Raw genomic sequence first — 19,364 nt, 5'->3', positions numbered from 1 at the left:
TATACCTTTATTTTAATTTTTCAGCAATTTTTTGGCTGACTAAAAGCCCTAATTCACGGCAAGCTTTTTTGATATTCTCGTCGGGAACAAAAGGAGATTTAATAGCCGGGGATACTACTTCCACATTCATACTTTCCAGTATTTTAGTTAGTTCATCTACCGGGGATCCGTTCCACCCGTAAGAACCGAAAGCCGCCCCCACAAGCCCTTTCTTACGAAGTCCTTTTAAGTAGCATAAAACATCGGCCATCGCAGGAAAAATTTGGCTGTTTAATACCGGAGAACCGATAATTAAAGCGGAAGCATCTAAAATCTCGGTAGCCACATCACTTCTGTGATTACTATGCATGGAAAGTTGTTTAACAATAGTCCCCCCTTCGCGTAATCCGTCGGCAATATAGGTGGCCATTTTTTCGGTGCTTCCCCACATAGTATCATAGACAACCAACGCTTTATTTTTAGGAGCCTGAGCCGCCCATTTAGCATATAATTCCACAATTTTAGAAGGATCTTTTCTCCAAATAAAACCGTGGTCGGGAGCAATAATTTTGGGAGATAATCCCATTTTTTGCACTTGAGCCAAAAAGCGAAGTACAATATCCGAATAAGGAAGTACAATGTTGGCATAGTATTTTTCCGCTTCATAGAGCCACAATCTTTCTTCATTTTCATCGTCGAAGAGTTTGCTGGTGGCATAGTGCATACCGAATACATCGTTGGTAAACAATACATTTTCTTTTTCCAAATAAGAGAACATACTATCCGGCCAGTGCAACATTCTCGCTTCCACAAAAGAGATTGTATCTCCCCCAATATCAATTCTGTCTCCCGTCTTAACGGTTTTTAATTTTAGATCACAATGGAACTGGGCCGTAATATCCTTAAAACCCATATCCGATACATATACTTCTTCCGGATTGATAGCATCTACTGTTTGCGGTAAAGCCCCGGCATGATCTAATTCCGAGTGGTTGGAAATAATAATTTTAATGTCTTTGGGGTCTATTACGCTTTTAATGCGTTCCATCATTTCCCCGTAAAATTCTTTTTTCACCGTGTCTATTAAAGTGGGTTTTTCCGTCATTACCAAATAGGCATTATAAGTAGTTCCTTTTTTAGTGGAATAACCGTGAAAATCACGTATATTCCAATCAATTGCCCCCACCCAATAAACTTTATCTGTAATTTTTACCGCTTGCATCATATACTATCGTCTCCTAACTTTATTTTTCAGATTTCCATAAACCGTGTAAATTGCAGTATTCTCTCACAATTACTTTTTCGGCGTCCGTCTTAAAAAAGGCTTCAGGTTTATCTCCCGGTTTTAAGTGTTTGCGTTGTACTTTTCCGCATTTTTCACAAATCAGTTCAATCCATTCAATGTAATGTTCCGGCGTAGAAGGATGTTCCACACTGCCTACTTTTACCAAATAACCACCTTCTACTTTTTCTACCACAGGCACATGTTTTTCGGCTGCTCCGTCGGAAGTACCGGTAATTTGATTTTTCATCGGTTGTCCACAGCATACCAATTCACCTGCACCGCCATGCACTACTTCTATAATATTACCACAAACAGCACATTTATACACTTCATTTACTTGAGCCATAATGCCCCCTTTATTTTTTTATTAGTAATTATTCCTAATAATAATATAACATATTTTACTGCTTTTGTAATTATAAAAATACAAAAAGTACATACAAGGTATAAATTTAACTAGTTTCTAAATTAAATAAATTTTGATTATAAAGCACTTTTTTTCCATAAAAACACTATTTTTTTAAGTTTTAATAAATTTATAGGCAAACCCTGCTATTTTTTTAAAAAATCGTAATTTACAGGTATTTTAGCAATTTAAACCCTATTTTTACTTTTTTTATTTGACCTATGTTTTAATAAGTGGTAATATTTAGATTATCATCTTTTATATGGCGGCATTTCTGTGGATAATTTAAAATCGTACCCTCAATTAGTTCCTGTTTTTCAAGATATAGAAAATATTATTGGCAGAGACACTTATGATATGTGGTTGCGGCCCGCGCAATTAACATATAAGGAAAACGTATTAACTATACTTTTACCCAACCAATTTTGGGGAAAAACAATTCGGGAACGTTATGAACATATTATTAAAGATGCTTTTTTGAAACATTTAGGCGCGGATATTACGGTTGTATATACCGTTTCACAGCAACAATCTGCCCCTGTAATAAATTCAGCTGAAAGTATTTTATCCACTCTCCCCCCCGCACAAAATTCTACCGCCACCAAACGAAACCAATTTGCGGCGCGGTTGAATACCTCTTATACTTTTGAAAATTTTATTGAATCTCCCTCTAACCGTTTTGCTTATAAGGCAGCTCAGGCAGCGGCCCTTAAAATGGGAAACAGGGAAAATAACCCGTTAGTGATTTATTCTTCTCCCGGATTAGGAAAAACACACTTACTTCATGCGTTGGGAAATAAAATTATCGAAAATAACCCTAATGCAAAAGTACTTTATATGTCCGGTGAAGAGTTTGTGAGCGAATATATTGAAGCCTTACAAAACAAATCTTCGGAAAGTTTCCGTAAAAAATACCGTTCGTTAGATTGTTTTTTAATGGACGATATTCAGTTTGTATCGGGTAAAGAACAATGTACGATTGAATTTTTTAACACTTTTAATGCTTTGTTTGAAAGTCGTAAACAAATTGTTTTATCATCGGACAGAACCCCCCAACAACTTGAGTGGGACGAACGCCTTTCTTCCCGCTTATTATCGGGTATTATTGCCGAAATTAAACGCCCCAGTTTGGAAACGCGTATTGCCATTTTACGCCAAAAAAGAGATTCTAACGGTTTTAATATAGGCGATGATGTTATCTCTTTTATTGCTGAAGGTATACAAAGCAACGTACGCGAATTGGAAGGTTCTTTACTTCGCTTAAAAGCATATTGTGATATGCAGGGTATTACCCCCACTATCCCTGTAGCCAAAGAACTTCTTTCCGATATTTTGGTAACAGAAAATACCCTTTCAATCAATGTAAATGTAATTAAAAAAATAGTGGCTAAACATTACAATATTCGTATGGAAGATTTTAATTCCAAACGAAAAACCCAATCGATTGCCTGGCCGCGCCAAATTGCCATGTTTTTAACTACGGAACTGACTGATCTTTCTCTGCCGGAAATCGGCCGGGAATTTAACCGCGATCACAGCACAGTTGTTCATGCGCGCGACCTGATAAAGAACAAAATAGAAACAGATCCGTTTTTTGCAGCCGAAATAAATCAAATTATCTTGGATATTAAGGCTGTGGATAAGAAGTAAAAATTAGTGGATAATACCCCTAATAAAGCCGTAACCCGAAGGATAAATTTTTTAGAAGTGTATATTGTGGATAAAAAAAACGTGTTGTTCACAACGGGCCCCCAAAAACCGTATAGGGCAATAAACATTATCCACACAATAAACAGGATATATTACTAGGAATATAAATATGAAAATAAATATTACTAAGTCCACCTTATTGGAAGGCATTCAAATTGTTTCCACCAGCGTATCTTCCCGTACTCCGGCGCCGATATTGCATAACTTTTTACTTGAAGCACAAAACGGAAAATTAAAATTCGTCCGTACCGATATGGAAATGGCAACCGTTCACTATGTAAATGCCGAGGTGGAAGAAGAAGGTAGTATTACTGTTCCTATGAAGGAATTTTCTGATATCATCAAGAACTTATCTGATGATAAAGAAATCAGCCTTTATTCCGATGAAAATAATAAATTTCATATTAAATCCGGTAAAAGTAAATTTTGGGTCATCGGTACTCCTAAATCCGAATATCCCGCTATTCCCGAAGTAAAACGCGAAAACAGTATTTTATTAGATCCTATTAAACTTCAAAAAATGATTGAAAAAACAGCGTTTTCCGCTTCTACACAAGAAACCCGCTATATTTTGAACGGTCTTTTGTGGAATAACACTGCCGATAAGTTTGAAATTGTAGCCACCGATGGCGGACGCTTGGCTGTAGCCAGCCACGAAGCATTACCGGGAAGCCAAGAATTTAAAATTATTATTCCCACTAAAATCTTAAACGAATTATGCCGTTTTATCGGTATTGCCAAACCGGCCAAAGACAGTAAAATCGAAATAAATGTGTCTTCCAACCAAGTCAGTTTTATTATGAACGAAACCACTTTTATTTCTCGTTTAATTGAAGGGAATTTCCCTAATTATAATCAAGTAATTCCTACTAAGAAAAATATTACTTTTGAGGTATTTTCCAAAGAACTTTTAGCCTGTACCCGTCGTTCCGCTTTGTGCGCCGGCGAATTTGGCAGTGTGGTGAAATATAAACTGGAAAACAATACCTTGATAATTTCTTCCAATTCCCAAAAAATGGATTTTACGGAAGAACTTCCGGTGGAATATAATTTGGAAACTTTTGATGCCGCTTTTAATCCTCAATATATCATTGATGTATTAAAAAATATCGGTACGGAAAAAGTATCTTTTTCTTTTGTAAATGCTTCTCAACCTGTGTTAATTGAACCGGTAGGGGAAGATGTTTTCAAATATGTCATTATGCCGGTGAGAGCGTAATGAAATTAGGCCAAACCCCTAAAAAAGAGTGGCATTGCAGCGGGGAATTAAATAAAGATTTCACCCGTCTAAGCAAAGCCTTAAACCGTTTGATGATATTGGAACATGTGTGGACTCTATTAGTGGGGGATAAAGGCCGTTTTTGGGAATTAAAAGGTGTTCAATCCGGCACTTTGTACGTTCAGGTAAAAATGGCTGTGGCTAAAAACGAATTGATTGCGCGTCAACGCCAATTGATTCGGGAAATCAATAAACATTTTGATAGTCCGTGGATAAAGAAAATAGAAATAAATAAACCGTGGACTTACGATAATAAGAATTTTTAGTTTTAATTAAGGAGTTTTTCATGAGTGAAGAACAAAAAGAGAAGGATTATGATTCTTCTAAAATTACCGTTTTAGAAGGTTTGGAAGCGGTACGCAAGCGTCCGGCCATGTATATTGGCTCTACCGGTTTACCGGGGTTGCATCACTTGGTGTACGAAGTGGTGGATAACTCCGTAGACGAAATTTTAGCGGGCGGTGCCACTACCATTACCGTTACAATCAAAGATGATATGACTTGTTCTATTCAAGACGACGGGCGCGGTATTCCCGTGGACTTGATGAAGAACGCTAAAGATGCCAAACTTCGCAATAAATCTGCCTTGGAAGTTGTAATGACCGTATTACATGCCGGCGGTAAATTTGATAGCGGTGCTTATAAAGTGTCCGGTGGTTTACACGGGGTAGGTGTATCCTGCGTAAACGCTCTTTCCGAAACGATGGAAGTGGAAGTACGCCGCGACGGAAAAATTCATTTTCAACGCTATCACCGCGGTAAACCGGAAGACAAAGTGGCCGTTATCGGCGAAACCGAAGAACACGGTACTAAAGTTACCTTCCATGCGGATAAAGAAATTTTCGGCGATATTGCCTTTTCGTATGAAACCATTGGCAACCGCTTACGCGAACTTGCCTTCTTAAATGCCGGTGTAAAAATTGTTTATACCGACGAACGCAAAGAAGAAAACCCCACCACTACCTTCCATTTCGAAGGGGGGATTTCTCAATTCGCCAAATACTTAAATACCAATAAAACCGTTATTAACCCCGAACCTATTTATTTAACCAAAGAGGTGGGGGATAATTATATTTCGTTTGCTATCCAATATAACGAAAGTTATTCCGAAAATACTTTCTCTTTCGTTAATAACATTCACACGGTGGAAGGCGGTACGCACTTAAGCGGTTTTAGAAGTGCTTTAACGCGTATCATTAACGAATATATTAAAAACAATAACATTTCCAAACATAAAGATGTTTCCGTGGGCGGAGATGATATTAAAGAAGGTTTAACGGCTGTTTTATCCGTTAAAATTCCGCACCCGCAATTTGAAGGGCAAACCAAAACCAAATTAGGCAACTCCGAAGTGGAAGGTATTGTTCGTTCCGTTGTAGGGGAAACACTTTCTACTTTCTTTGAAGAAAACCCCAAAACAGCCAAAGCCATTTGCGAAAAATGCGTCAGCGCGGCCGTTGCGCGCGAAGCCGCCCGCAAAGCGCGCGACCTAACCCGTCGCAAAGGGGCTTTGGAAAGCGGTGGTCTGCCCGGTAAATTGGCCGATTGCCAAGAACGCGAATCTTCCAAATGCGAACTCTTCCTGGTAGAAGGGGACTCCGCCGGTGGTTCTGCTAAACAAGGGCGCGATCGCGTATTCCAAGCCATTTTGCCGTTACGCGGTAAAATTTTGAACGTAGAAAAAGCCCCTCTGGTTAAAATTTTATCCAGCGATACCGTACGCGATTTAATTGCCGCCGTCGGTACCGGGGTAGGTGAAGGGGAAGGCGGTTTTGATATTTCCAAACTCCGCTACCACAAAATTATTTTGATGGCTGATGCTGACGTGGACGGACAGCATATTTCTACCCTGTTATTAACTTTCTTCTACCGCCAATTAAAACCCCTTATCGAACAAGGGCATATCTATTTGGCTCAACCGCCGCTTTATAAAGTGAAAAAAGGTAAAGTGGAACAATATCTCCAAACCGAAGAACAAATGCAACAATGGCTTATGAAGGAAGGTTTAGCCAGCGTAACGGTGACGGATATGCAGAAAAATACCGTACTGGACGGAGAAAGTGTACGCGATTTGTTAAAAGTGTTAAGAGATGTGGAAGATATCCTTGCTAAACTGGAAGTAAAAAACATCACTTTAGCAGATTTTATGGCTTTCTTAGCCGAAGGAAAAGTGCCGGTATATCGTATTCCGCTCAGAAGCGGCGGTTTCCGCTATTTCTATACGGAACAAGAATACCGCGACTACGAAGACCAATATGTCCAAGAAAAGAAGGAAGAATTAGCCGCCGACGGTGTAGATGTAAACATTATTTCTGCGGATAGTTTGGTACCGGAACATCAAAGTTTATTTGAATTCGGTAAACTTCTTGCCAATGTAAAGAAAACGGAAGGTTTTGGTTTTACTTTTGCCCAATACCCCGTTATCGAAAACGAAAAAGAACGGGTCAATCCGCTTTTCAAAGTAAATAACGGCAAAACGGACGTGCTGGTGTATAGTTTGGCTGAATTATTGCACGCAGTAAAAGAAGCCGCTTCTTCCGGTGCTACGATTCAACGCTACAAAGGGTTGGGGGAAATGAACCCCGAACAATTGTGGGAAACCACCATGGACCCTGCCAAGCGCAAACTGATCCAAGTAAAAATCAACGATGCTGCCGATACGGAACAAGCCTTCACTATGTTGATGGGTGACCGTGTAGAACCGCGCCGCGATTTTATCCAAACGCACGCCTTGGAAGTGAAAAACTTGGATATTTAATTTTAGTGCCGGTGTTTATACCGCCGGCACCTGACGATTTATCCGTAACAGGAGATTTTTATAATGAGTGAAGAAAACAACAATCAACCGGAAGTCCAAAATGTTAATGTAAATGTGGACTTATTTGGTAATATTCAACAACGCGATATCGCCGGCGAAATGCGCTCTTACTACATCGATTACGCCATGAGCGTAATTGTAGGGCGTGCCTTGCCGGACGTGCGCGACGGTCTAAAACCGGTACACCGCCGTGTTTTGTATTCCATGAACGAAATGGGTTTGAAATATAACAGACCCTACAAAAAATCTGCCCGCGTAGTGGGGGATGTGCTCGGTAAATATCACCCGCACGGCGATACGGCCGTGTACGATACGCTGGTGCGTATGGCGCAAGATTTTTCTATCCGAGAAACCTTAATTGACGGACAAGGAAACTTCGGTTCTATCGACGGAGACTCCGCCGCCGCTATGCGTTATACGGAGTGCCGTTTGCAAAGAATTTCCGAAGAAATGTTGGGAGATTTGGATAAAGATACCGTTAAAATGATTCCCAACTACGACGGTTCTTTAATGGAACCTTCCGTGCTTCCCGCCAAATTCCCGGCTTTGCTCGTAAACGGTTCCTCCGGTATTGCCGTAGGTATGGCTACCAATATTCCTACCCACAACTTGGCCGAAGTCTGCGACGGTATTATCGAATATATCAAAAACCCCGATATTACCACCAAAGAAATGATGAAAATTATTAAAGGGCCGGACTTCCCGACGGGTGCTATTATCCGCGGAACCAAAGGTATTTATGAATACTTCGAAACAGGCCACGGCAGTGTAAAAGTACAAGCCACCACGGAAATCGAAGAACGCAAAAACGGCCGCGAAGCTATTATCGTAACGGCTATTCCGTATCAAGTAAACAAAACCTCTTTGATTGAAAACATTGTCGGTTTGGTGCGCGATAAAAAGATTACCGATATTTCCGATATCCGTGACGAGTCCGATCGCCGCGGTATGCGCTTGGTAATCGAAGTAAAACGCGACGGCAACGCTCAAGTGGTCTTAAACCACCTCTACAAACACACCCAACTTCAAACCTCTTTCCCGGTGAATATGTTGGCAATTGTGGACGGCCGCCCGCGCGTGCTTTCCTTAAAGGAAGTGATGAAAGCCTATGTAAAACACCGCAAGGAAATCATCACCAACCGCACGAAGTTCGATTTGAACAAAGCCCAACGCCGCGAACATGTATTGTCCGGTTTGTTAGTGGCTATTGCCAACATGGACGAGGTTGTTGCCATTATCCGTAATGCCAAAGACCCGACCGAAGCTAAATTTACCTTGATGAGCCGCTTTACTTTATCCGAAGTACAAGCCCAAGCCATCTTGGATATGAGACTCCACCAGTTGACGCAACTTTCCGCTTTGGCTATTGAAAACGAACGCAAAGACCTGCTGAAACTGATTGAAGAATTACAAGCCATTTTGGCCAATCCGCAACGCATTTTGGATATCATCGTGGAAGAATTAACCGAGCTGAAGAAAACCTACGGCGATGAACGCCGCACCGAAATCGGCCCGGACATGACGGACTTCTCCATGGAAGATTTAATCGAGAAGGAAGATGTGGTTATCACTATATCCAACGACGGCTACGCCAAACGTATTCCGCTTTCCACCTATAAGAGCCAAAACCGCGGCGGTAAAGGTATCATCGGTAGCAAAACGAAGGAAGAAGACTTTATGGAACACTTATTCATCACTTCTTCTCACGCCACTATCTTGATGTTCACCAACCGCGGCCGTGTGTTTGCTTTGCGTGCTTTCGAAATCCCCGAAGGAAACCGTATGTCCAAAGGGAAGGCGATTGTAAACCTCTTGCAATTAACGGGCGAAGAAAAAGTAACCTCTGCCGTTGCTATTGAAGATTTTGACCCCAAACATTGCGAAAACACCTACCTTACGATGTGTACCCGTTTCGGTACGATTAAACGCGTGGAACTCAGCGAGTTTGCCAATATCCGCCGTTCCGGTATTATTGCTATCGGTTTGGAAGAAGGCGATGTGCTTGTAGGCGTACAAACCACGCACGGTAAATCCGATATTATCGTAGCCACCAAAAACGGTAAATCTATCCGTTTCGATGAAAACCAAGTACGCAGCATGGGTCGCCCGGCAAAAGGTGTCCGTGCCATTAACTTAGCCAGCGGCGATGTGGTGGTAGGTATGGAACACGCCCCGAACGATGAACCGCAACCCGATGTGTTGTCCGTCTGTGAAAACGGGTTCGGTAAACGCACTGAGTTTAGCGAATACAAACGCCAAAACCGCGGCGGTATGGGTGTAATTACCATTAAAACCAGTGCGCGCAACGGTTCCGTGGTCGGTATCAAGTTGGTAGATGAAAGCAAAGACTTGATGATTGTAACCGAAAAAGGTATGACGATTCGCGTTCGCTGTGCCGATATCCGCTCCGTCAGCCGCAACGCTCAAGGCGTTACCTTGGCGAAGCTGGAAGAGGGCGACAAAATTGCCCGCATCGCTCCCGTCGTAAAAGACGAGGAAGAAAATGAACCGGAAAATAACTAACGGCTCGTTTTGAGAGAAAATTTCCCCGTTCGGGTTTCCCGGGCGGGGATTTTTTTGCGCTGAAATAACCCTTTTTTTCTCTTCCAAAGAGGCTTTTTTCTGTGTAAAGTGAAAAAAGTTTACAAGTTGGTTGTAAAGTGCTATAAGAATTATAGGGGGGAGTATCGCCATGAGAACAAATCCACATATCTTAGAAATCAATACGCGTTCTTGGCTTCAACGGCTAAACGCGCAATACGGCCGCTCTTTTACGCTGGCCGATATTCCGGAAGAATTTTTGAATACAACCAAAGAAACAGGTTTCGATGCCATTTGGTTAATGGGCGTTTGGAAAAAAAGCCCCGCCGCAGAACAAATTGCGCGTGATTGTAAAGATATTCAGGATCAAGTCCGTACCATTAAACCCGATTTTGTCCCCGAAGATATTACCGCCTCCCCCTATGCCGTTTACGAGTATGAAGTAGATGAATCTTTAGGCGGAAACAGTGCTTTGCAAACCCTGCGTGAAAGAATGCACCAAAAAGGCATTTCCCTGTTCTTGGATTTTGTGGGCAATCACTTGGCGATAGACTGCCCTGCCGTTAGCGAACATCCGGAGTATTTTATCAATACAGGCACCCAAGAACCTCATACGCACAAAGATTGGTTTTTCAAAAATTCCAACGGTGTGTATATTGCCCATGGGCGCGACCCGTATTTTGCCCCTTGGACGGATACGGCACAACTGAATTATTTTAATCCCGAAACGCGGGAATTTGTCATCAACAATTTATTAAAAGTGGCGCAAATGTGCGATGGCGTTCGTTGCGATATGGCCATGCTTTCCCTCAACAAAGTTCACCGCGATACCTGGTGGGAATTTGTAGGGGGGGAACTGCCGAAGGAAGAATTTTGGAGCCGTGCTTTGGCGGCGGTACGCGAAAACTACCACGAATTTGTATTTATTGCCGAAGTGTATTGGGGTTTAGAGTGGGATATCCAGGAAATGGGTTTTGACTATACCTACGATAAAGTGCTCTACGACCGTCTGCGCTTTTCCAATCCGGAAAGCATCAGAGCCCACTTGGGAGCGGAGCATTTATATCAAAAACGCTCTATCCGCTTTACTTCCAACCACGATGAAGAAGAATCTTTAAAAGCTTTCGGGAAGGAAAAATCGCTCGCGGCCAGCACGATTATCTCCACTTTGCCCGGGGCGCGCTTGTTCCACTTGTTCCAAATTTTAGGCCGCCCGGCCCGTATGCCGATTCAATATGTGTGCGATTCTTTTGAAACAAACGAAGAAGTGCGCTCTCACTATCACCGCTTGTTGAAAATGGCGTCCGCTCCGGCTTTCCACGGAGGACAATGGAGTTTGAAAGAGGTTTCCCCCTCCGGGGACGATTCCTTCCGCAGTATTTTATCCTGGCAGTGGAAACAGATGAATACGGGTAAATTGATTGTTATTAACTACAGCGAACATTCTGCCAAAGGGCGGCTGTCCGTAAAAGGCATGCAACAGCAAGAAGGCTTGGTAGAAGAATTTTCAGGGGAAAGGATAACGATTTCTCCCCAAATGCAAGCGGAAGGATACGAAATCGTACTAAAACCGTACGAAAGTAAAATATTCACTTTCGGCATTTAAGTAAGATTCAAAAACAGAAAAAACCCTGCCTTTACGGTGGGGTTTTTTATACAATAAAGAGAGTAGTTTTTAAGAGTAAAATTTTTTATAATATTAGCATATACTTTTCACTCGGTATTTATACCCGGAGAACGCCATGGCATTGGGGCCTATTTCTAAGCAGGATCATGTAACCATTACTACCTTAGGTGCCGAATTTGCCGTGAGTGAAATTTTAGGAGCCTGGTTCGGTTTTTGGCTCGATAAAAAATGCGGAACTTCGCCGTGGTTTTTATTAGCGGGGGTATGTGTCGGGTTTGTACTTGGATTTTATATTATTTTGCGTGCCGCCAAAGAAATGCAAACCGCGCGCGTAAATACAAAAAAGGCAGAAAGCAAAGATGGATATCGCTGAAATTATTTCTCACCATATTTTAGACCACGATTGGGGCATTGTGCTCGGCGGGTTCCGCCTCCCCATTACCACACATTCCGTTACCATTATGGCCGTAAGTGTTTTGTTAGTATTAGGGCTTTATTGGGTTTCGCGCCCGCATAAAAGCCGGGCCGGGCGCTTGCTTACCACGCTTATGGAAGAATATGTTTCTTTTATTCGCGACGGGCTTGTTCTTCCCAATATGGGGCAGGAAGGGCGCGGTATGCTTCCGTATTTTTGTACGCTTTTTATGTTCATCTTGTGCGTTAACTTAGCGGGTATGATTCCCAATATGCGCACGGCTACTTCCAACATTTCCGTTACCGCCGCGTTGGCTGTTTGTTCCGGCGGACTTATTTTGTACAGCGGTCTAAAATATCACGGTTTTATCGGCTTTTTGAAAGGGTTTGTTCCTTCCGGTACGCCGGCATGGCTTGTTCCGCTTATCTTCCCGTTGGAAGTTATCAGTACCGTCATTAAAGTTTGCGTATTGGCAATTCGTTTGTTTGCCAATATGCTCTCGGGGCACATGGTACTGTTGTGCTTGCTTTTGATTATTTTTATTGTTGGGAAAATGCATATTGCCGCCGGGGTGGGGGCGTTGTTCCCTGCCATGGGGCTGGAAATTTTTATGACTTGTTTGGAACTTTTGGTGGCGTTTTTACAGGCGTATGTATTTACGCTTTTAACGGCCATCTTTGCCGGATCGGTCATACATACGCACTAATTTGAAAAATCTATCAATCGGGCTTTTGCCCAAAAGGAGAAATAACTATGGAACTCGTAGCACTTAAATATATCGCCGCCGGTATCGGTGCCGGACTTACCGTAATCGGTGCCGCTCTCGGTTTAGGTAAAATCGGTACGGCTGCCTTGGAAGGTACTGCCCGCCAACCCGAAGCCGGTTCTGACTTGCGCACCACGATGATTATTATCGCTGCCTTGTTGGAAGGTGCCGCTATGTTGGGTTTGGTTATCTGCTTGCTCAACTTGGTAATGTAATTTTAGATAGGCGAAATCTATGGAAGATTTGTTAAAACCCGATTACGGGGTTTTTATCCTTACCGTTTGTAACTTTTTGTTGCTGGTATATTTGCTTAAAAAGTTTGCGTGGGGCAGCATTATCGGTATGCTGGAAAAACGCGAACAACAAATTGCCGACGACAAAAAACAAGCGCAGGAAGCCCGCGAATCGGCCGAAAATCTTAAACGGGAATTAGACGCGAAATTGGCAGAAATTACCGATGCCGCCGCAAAAAAAATTGCGGAAGCGGTAAAAACGGGCGAAACCCAACGGGATCAACTGTTGGCGGAAGCCAAAGCCAATGCCGAACGCTTGGTAGAACAGGCTAAAGCACAAATTGAAGCGGAAAAAAACCAAGCCTTGGCAGATGTTCGCGGAGAAATTGTCCGTACCGCCATGCTCGCTGCCGAAAAAGTATTGCAACAGCAGATGAGCGAAGACGCCACCCGCCAAGCGGTGGATCGCGTATTGGAAGAAGTGAGAGCCAAATAATCCATGAACAGTTCAGACAGAATTGCCGTGCAGCGTTATGCAGCCGCTTACAATCAACTGAGCCAAAACGACCAAGAAGCCGTTTTACATACGGAACAGTTGAAGGCGGCGGCCGAGGCGTTGGCATCGGTAAAAAGCGTAATGGATAACCCGCGTATTTCTTTGCTTCAAAAGAAAGAAATGGTGCGCGAGGCCTTGTCCTCCGTCTCTGTACAAACGGCATCTTTCGTGGAAGTTTTGATTGATGCAAAACGTTATGCCCTTCTTCCGGAAATAGTCAAAACGGTAGAGACCTTTTTAGATGAACGGCTGGGAATCGTCCGTGCGCGCGTACTTTCCGCGCGGGAACTTTCCGCCGAACAAAAACAACAAACCCAGGACGCTTTATCCGCGCGTTACGGCGGAAAAATAGAAATTGTTTTTGATACAGACCCGGCACTTCTGGGGGGACTTAAAATTTGGTGCCGCGGCGAAATGATAGACGGCAGCCTGCAAGGGCGGCTGGCCAAATTGCAGGAAGAATTAATCAAGTAACGGTAATAATATGGCAATTAGACCTGAAGAAATAACCAACATTATCAAAGAAAAAATAGAGAAATTTGACACTTCTGCCGATATTAGCGAAGTGGGTACTGTTATCCAAGTGGGTGACGGTATTGCCCGCGTGCATGGCTTAAACAATGTAAAAGCCTCCGAATTGGTAGATTTCGGTAACGGCGTGAAAGGTATGGCCATGAACTTGGAATACGACAACGTCGGCTGTGTGCTTATGGGTGCAGACCATTTGGTTCAAGAAGGCGACACCGTAAAACGCACGGGCGAAGTAATCAGTATTCCCGTCGGCAGTGAAATGATTGGCCGCGTGGTGGATCCTTTAGGTAACACCTTGGACGGAAAAGGTGCTATCAAAACCGAAAAAGAAATGCCGCTCGATATTGTGGCCCCCGGCATTATTGACCGCCAGCCGGTCAAACAGCCTCTCCAAACCGGTATTAAAGCCATCGACGCTATGGTGCCGATCGGCAAAGGCCAACGCGAACTTATCATCGGTGACCGCCAAACCGGTAAAACAGCCATTGCGATTGATGCTATTATCAACCAAAAAAATATTCCCGAATCCGAACGCTGTATTTGTATTTATGTAGCCGTCGGTCAAAAACAAAGTACCGTTGCACAAGTGGTTAAAACCTTAACCGATTACGGTGCCATGGATTACACGGTGGTAGTTTCCGCTACCGCTTCCGACCCGGCTTCATTGTTATACATTGCGCCTTATGCCGGTTGCGCCATCGGGGAATACTTTATGTGGCAAGGGAAAGATGTGTTAATCGTTTATGACGATTTGTCCAAACACGCCCAAGCCTATCGCCAAATGTCTTTGCTTTTGCGCCGTCCCCCGGGCCGCGAAGCCTTCCCCGGAGATGTGTTCTATTTGCACTCCCGCTTATTGGAACGTGCTTGTAAACTCTCCCAGGAAAACGGCGGCGGTTCCTTGACGGCTTTGCCCATTATCGAAACGCAAGCCAACGACGTGTCCGCCTATATTCCTACAAACGTTATTTCTATTACGGACGGTCAAATCTATTTGGAAAGCAGCCTCTTTTTAAGCGGTATCAAACCGGCTATTAACGTAGGGCTTTCCGTGTCCCGCGTAGGGGGCTCTGCCCAACGCAAAACCATGCGCAAAGTAGCGGGTACGCTTCGTATTGATTTGTCCCAATACCAAGAATTGGCAGGCTTTGCCCAATTCGGTTCCGAATTGGATAAAGAATCCCAACGCCAAATCGAACGCGGTAAGCGCATGACGGAACTGTTAAAGCAAGACCAATACTCCCCCTTAAAAGTGGGAGAAGAAGTGTTGGTGCTTTATGCCGGCACGCACGGATATTTAGATTCTATTGAAGTAAGTGATGTTCTGCCGTACGAAAAACAACTTCTTTCCTTTGTGCGCGCGGAACACCCGGCCGTGTTGGATACGCTCAACAGCGTAAACGAACTGACCCCTGAAGCGGAAGAAAAAATCGTTGCCGCTTTAGAAGCTTTCAAAACGGTTTTCAAACCCGTAAAATAGGAGAATTTCATGGAAAACAAAGCCAAAAAGAAATACTTGGTTACCGGCGGAGCCGGTTTTATCGGTAGCAACATTGCTAAAACCTTGGAAGCCCAAGGGCATGAAGTAACCGTGTTGGACGATTTCTCCAAAAACGGGAACTTCAAAAACTTAATCGGTTTCAAAGGTGATGTTATTACGGCCGATTTGTTTGAATGCGTGCCGCACGATATGTACTTTGATGCTATCTTCCACGAAGCCGCCATTACCGATACCACCGTTATGGATCAAAAAGCCATGATGGAACAAAATGTGGAAGCCTTCAAAAATCTGTTGGCTTTTGCTGCGGAAAACGATATTAAAAAAGTAATTTATGCTTCTTCCGCCGCCACTTACGGTAATGCTCCGGCCCCGAACGTGGAAACGCAGCCGACCCACCCCGAAAATGTGTATGGTTTTTCCAAAGCCATCATGGATAATGTGGCCCGCCAATTTACCGAAGATAATAACGATATGACCATTATCGGTTTGCGTTATTTCAATGTCTATGGGCCGGGTGAGTATTACAAAGGCAAAATGGCCAGCATGGTGTATCAACTTTACAAACAAATGAAAGAAGGCAAACGCCCGCGTGTATTTAAGTACGGGGAACAACAACGCGATTTTGTGTATGTAAAAGATATCGTCAAAATCAACTTGTGCGCCTTGAATAACGGTAAAGAAACGGGTGTTTACAATGCCGCTACCGGTATTGCTCGCGACTACAACACCATTATCAATTGCTTAAACAAAGAATTGGGCACCAACTTGGAACCGGAATACATTGACAACCCGTATCCGTTCTTCCAATTAAAAACCCAAGCGGATATGACCCTTGCCAAAGAAAAATTGGGCTATGAGCCGGACTATTCCTTGGAAGCCGGTATTGCCGATTATGTGGCTATTTTGGAAGGGCGCAATAAATAGGAACTTCTCATGGAATCACTTAGGGACATACGGCAAAATATAAAAGCCATCAAATCTACGCAGCAGATTATGCAGACGATGAAAATGATTTCAAACGCCCGCATACGCAAAGCGCAAGATTTGATGACGGCCGCCCGTCCGTTCGCCAATAAAATGTTGGAAATGGTGGACGATTTGAAACAAGATGTTCTTGCTTTGCCTCAACCGGAAGACGGTAGCGAAAGTTGGGCCAGCCGTTTCTTTGTCAACAAAACCGGGGATCAAAACAAAGTAGGTTTATTGGTAATTACCGGGGACAAAGGCATGACAGGTTCCTTCAACGCGGTAGTGTTGCGTGCGGCGTTGCAATTTATTAAAGAGCAACAAGGCAAACAAATCTTCGTGTTCGCTATCGGGAAAAAAGGGCGCGACTTTTTTGCCCGCCTTAAAATGCCGAATTTGAAAGTTGTGTACGAAAGCGTGGGCATTTTTCCCAAAGTGTCTTATGCTCATGCCGAACTTTTGGGCGAAGCCGTCTTAAAGGCGTATTATCAGGAAAATTTGGGCTCGGTACAGTTGATTTATAACAACTTCAAATCGCTTGCCAGCCAAAGCCTTGTGGAACAAGCAATGTTGCCGTTCGGGCTCAACGATTCTTCCGTTAAAAAGGAAGCGGGAGATTTTATCTTTGAACCGGGACTGCAGGAAATTTTTGGTATGTTGGTTCCCCGTTTGGTAAAAGCCAATATGTATCGCATTTTGTTGGAATCGCAAGCCGCTAACTTGGCGGCTACCATGAATGCCATGGACGCAGCCAGCAAAAACGCGGGGGAACTGATCAATGCCCTGGGCTTAAAACTTAATAAAGTTCGTCAGGCCGGTATTACAAACGAAATTTTAGATATTGTGAACGGGGCCGAGGCTCTAAACAGTTAATACAGGAAAATTATGAACACTGGAAAAGTAATTCAAATTATCGGTGCGGCAGTGGATATTCAATTTGAACAAGGCCACTTGCCCGCTATTCAAAATGCTATTGAAATTGATATGGACGGCGGTTCCAAAATCGTAGCCGAAGTGGCCCAACAAATGGGCGACGGTATCGTGCGCTGCGTTTCTTTGGAAAGTACCGACGGCCTTCAACGCGGAGCCAAAGCCGTAGATACCGGAGCCGCTTTGAAAGTCCCCGTGGGGGAAGCCTGCTTGGGCCGTTTGATGAACGTTCTGGGCAAACCGCAAGATCACAAAGGGGATATTGCCGCTGCTATGGATATGCCGATTCACCGCAATCCGCCTACCTTGGAAGAACAAAACCCCACCCCGGAAATTTTTGAAACGGGTATTAAAGTAATTGACCTTATCGCCCCGTACATGAAAGGGGGGAAAGTAGGTTTGTTCGGCGGGGCCGGTGTAGGAAAAACCGTTCTTATTATGGAACTTATTAACAACGTGGCGCGTGAACACCACGGCAGTTCCGTCTTCGGCGGTGTAGGGGAAAGAAGCCGCGAAGGAAACGATTTAATGTTGGAAATGAGCGAATCTAAACTTTCGGACGGCAGCACCGTTTTGGACAAAACAGTGCTCGTGTACGGCCAAATGAACGAGCCGCCGGGGGCCCGTGCGAAAGTGGCTCTTACCGCTCTTACCCAAGCGGAATATTTCCGCGATGTAAAAGGGCAAGATGTGCTTTTGTTCTTGGATAACATTTTCCGCTTCGTGCTTGCCAACTCCGAAGTGTCCGCCCTTTTGGGCCGTATGCCTTCCGCGGTAGGTTATCAACCGACTCTTAATACCGAAATCGGTGGCTTGCAAGAACGCATTACCTCTACCAAAAAGGGTGCTATCACTTCTATTCAAGCGGTATATGTACCGGCGGACGACTTGACCGACCCCGGTGTGGCCGCTACCTTTACACACTTGGATTCCACCTCCGTGCTTTCCCGCCAAATTGCCAGCTTGGGTATTTACCCGGCCGTAGATCCGTTGGATTCTACTTCCCGCATTTTGGACCCGCGCATCATCGGGGAAGAACATTACAATGTGGCCCAAAGCGTTCGCAAAGTGTTGCAAAAATATAAAGACTTACAAGATATTATTGCCATTTTGGGTATGGACGAACTCGGTGAAGAAGATAAAAAGACTGTGGCTCGTGCCAGAAAAATTCAAAAGTTCCTTTCTCAGCCCTTCTCCGTGGCGGAACAGTTTACGGGACACCCGGGTAAATATGTTAAACTTCCCGATACCATCAAAGCCTTCAAAGGCATTGTGGAAGGGGAATACGACCATATTCCGGAATCCTGCTTTTACATGTGCGGCGGCATAGAAGATGTGCTGGCCAATTACGAAAAAATCAAAGATAACGAGTAATCTATGGCACAGAAAAAACTGACCCTGAATTTGATTACGCCGGAGAAACAACTTATTTCCGATTTGGAAGTGGACATGGTTATTTTGCCTGCCGCTTTAGGGGAAATGGGTATCCTGCCCGGGCACATTCAAACGATTGTGCAACTGGGCATGGGCTCCTTGCGTTACAAAAAGGACGGGAAGGAAGAAGAATTTGCCGCGCTCGGAGGGTTTGTGGAAGTGCTCAACGATGTGGTAAATGTATTTGCGGAAAGTGCTGCACTCGCGGGAGAAATCGACGAAGAAGCCGAACAACAAAAAATAAAAGCGGCGAAAGCGTCCCTTTCCAATAAAGATGCCGATATCGACTTTGAACTCGCGGAAATAGAAATTAAGCAATCTATTGCGCGCATGAAAGTAAAACGGCGTCATATGTAGTTTTTGTTCCCGGAGAGAAAATCTCCGGGA

18 protein-coding genes are annotated in these 19,364 nt (G+C 43.8%); 16 read left to right on the top strand and 2 right to left on the bottom strand.

Annotated features, from left to right (window positions below):
• Positions 1-7 precede the first annotated feature (7 nt).
• Together E7027_02655 and E7027_02650 are read right to left on the bottom strand one after the other, a co-directional pair.
• The gene (locus tag E7027_02655) at positions 8-1,201 is read right to left on the bottom strand and encodes an MBL fold metallo-hydrolase (GenBank protein MBE6421027.1); all 1,194 of its coding nucleotides are present in this window, start codon (positions 1,199-1,201) and stop codon (positions 8-10) included.
• Between the two features lie 22 nt (positions 1,202-1,223).
• On the bottom strand, positions 1,224-1,610 hold the full coding sequence (locus E7027_02650; GenBank protein MBE6421026.1) for a desulfoferrodoxin: 387 nt from the start codon (positions 1,608-1,610) through the stop codon (positions 1,224-1,226).
• A gap of 336 nt (positions 1,611-1,946) precedes the next feature.
• Here E7027_02650 and dnaA point away from each other — a divergent pair, with 336 nt between their 5' ends.
• From dnaA to atpC, 16 genes are all read left to right on the top strand, one after another.
• Positions 1,947-3,320, top strand: coding sequence for a chromosomal replication initiator protein DnaA (gene dnaA / locus E7027_02645; protein ID MBE6421025.1), 1,374 nt, complete (start codon positions 1,947-1,949; stop codon positions 3,318-3,320).
• Positions 3,321-3,489: 169 nt separating this feature from the next.
• A complete protein-coding gene (gene dnaN, locus E7027_02640) occupies positions 3,490-4,599 on the top strand; it encodes a DNA polymerase III subunit beta (GenBank protein ID MBE6421024.1) in 1,110 nt (369 codons plus the stop codon).
• The gene (locus tag E7027_02635; GenBank protein ID MBE6421023.1) at positions 4,599-4,925 is read left to right on the top strand and encodes a DUF721 domain-containing protein; all 327 of its coding nucleotides are present in this window, start codon (positions 4,599-4,601) and stop codon (positions 4,923-4,925) included. Before dnaN ends, E7027_02635 begins: the two co-directional genes overlap by 1 nt.
• Positions 4,926-4,945: 20 nt before the next feature.
• Complete coding sequence (gene gyrB, locus E7027_02630) at positions 4,946-7,417, top strand: DNA topoisomerase (ATP-hydrolyzing) subunit B (protein MBE6421022.1); 2,472 nt, start codon at positions 4,946-4,948, stop codon at positions 7,415-7,417.
• Between the two features lie 63 nt (positions 7,418-7,480).
• The gene (gene gyrA / locus E7027_02625) at positions 7,481-10,000 is read left to right on the top strand and encodes a DNA gyrase subunit A (protein MBE6421021.1); all 2,520 of its coding nucleotides are present in this window, start codon (positions 7,481-7,483) and stop codon (positions 9,998-10,000) included.
• Between the two features lie 169 nt (positions 10,001-10,169).
• Positions 10,170-11,624: an alpha-amylase gene (locus E7027_02620; GenBank protein MBE6421020.1), complete on the top strand. Its 1,455-nt coding sequence runs from the start codon at positions 10,170-10,172 to the stop codon at positions 11,622-11,624.
• Between the two features lie 136 nt (positions 11,625-11,760).
• Positions 11,761-12,018 (top strand): AtpZ/AtpI family protein, encoded by a 258-nt coding sequence (locus E7027_02615; protein MBE6421019.1) that lies wholly within the window; start codon positions 11,761-11,763, stop codon positions 12,016-12,018.
• Positions 12,005-12,766, top strand: a complete 762-nt coding sequence (gene atpB / locus E7027_02610; GenBank protein MBE6421018.1) for a F0F1 ATP synthase subunit A — start codon at positions 12,005-12,007, stop codon at positions 12,764-12,766. The genes E7027_02615 and atpB overlap by 14 nt, the downstream gene beginning before the upstream one ends.
• A gap of 47 nt (positions 12,767-12,813) precedes the next feature.
• Positions 12,814-13,041 (top strand): ATP synthase F0 subunit C, encoded by a 228-nt coding sequence (gene atpE, locus E7027_02605; GenBank protein ID MBE6421017.1) that lies wholly within the window; start codon positions 12,814-12,816, stop codon positions 13,039-13,041.
• 19 nt (positions 13,042-13,060) lie between these two features.
• The gene (gene atpF / locus E7027_02600; protein MBE6421016.1) at positions 13,061-13,555 is read left to right on the top strand and encodes a F0F1 ATP synthase subunit B; all 495 of its coding nucleotides are present in this window, start codon (positions 13,061-13,063) and stop codon (positions 13,553-13,555) included.
• Positions 13,556-13,558: 3 nt separating this feature from the next.
• Entirely contained in the window at positions 13,559-14,089 is a 531-nt protein-coding gene (atpH, locus tag E7027_02595; protein MBE6421015.1) for an ATP synthase F1 subunit delta, read from the top strand.
• 10 nt (positions 14,090-14,099) lie between these two features.
• A complete protein-coding gene (locus E7027_02590) occupies positions 14,100-15,626 on the top strand; it encodes a F0F1 ATP synthase subunit alpha (GenBank protein MBE6421014.1) in 1,527 nt (508 codons plus the stop codon).
• A gap of 9 nt (positions 15,627-15,635) precedes the next feature.
• Positions 15,636-16,571, top strand: a complete 936-nt coding sequence (gene rfaD / locus E7027_02585; GenBank protein ID MBE6421013.1) for an ADP-glyceromanno-heptose 6-epimerase — start codon at positions 15,636-15,638, stop codon at positions 16,569-16,571.
• A 9-nt stretch (positions 16,572-16,580) separates the two neighbouring features.
• On the top strand, positions 16,581-17,486 hold the full coding sequence (gene atpG / locus E7027_02580) for an ATP synthase F1 subunit gamma (protein MBE6421012.1): 906 nt from the start codon (positions 16,581-16,583) through the stop codon (positions 17,484-17,486).
• Between the two features lie 12 nt (positions 17,487-17,498).
• A complete protein-coding gene (gene atpD / locus E7027_02575; GenBank protein ID MBE6421011.1) occupies positions 17,499-18,917 on the top strand; it encodes a F0F1 ATP synthase subunit beta in 1,419 nt (472 codons plus the stop codon).
• Positions 18,918-18,920: 3 nt separating this feature from the next.
• Positions 18,921-19,334, top strand: a complete 414-nt coding sequence (gene atpC, locus E7027_02570) for an ATP synthase F1 subunit epsilon (GenBank protein ID MBE6421010.1) — start codon at positions 18,921-18,923, stop codon at positions 19,332-19,334.
• Positions 19,335-19,364 lie beyond the last annotated feature (30 nt).

Source organism: Elusimicrobium sp. (genome assembly GCA_015062115.1).
GTDB lineage: Bacteria > Elusimicrobiota > Elusimicrobia > Elusimicrobiales > Elusimicrobiaceae > Avelusimicrobium.
Note: the sequence above shows the minus strand (reverse complement) of the source record. Positions and strands in the feature narration are given on the sequence as shown.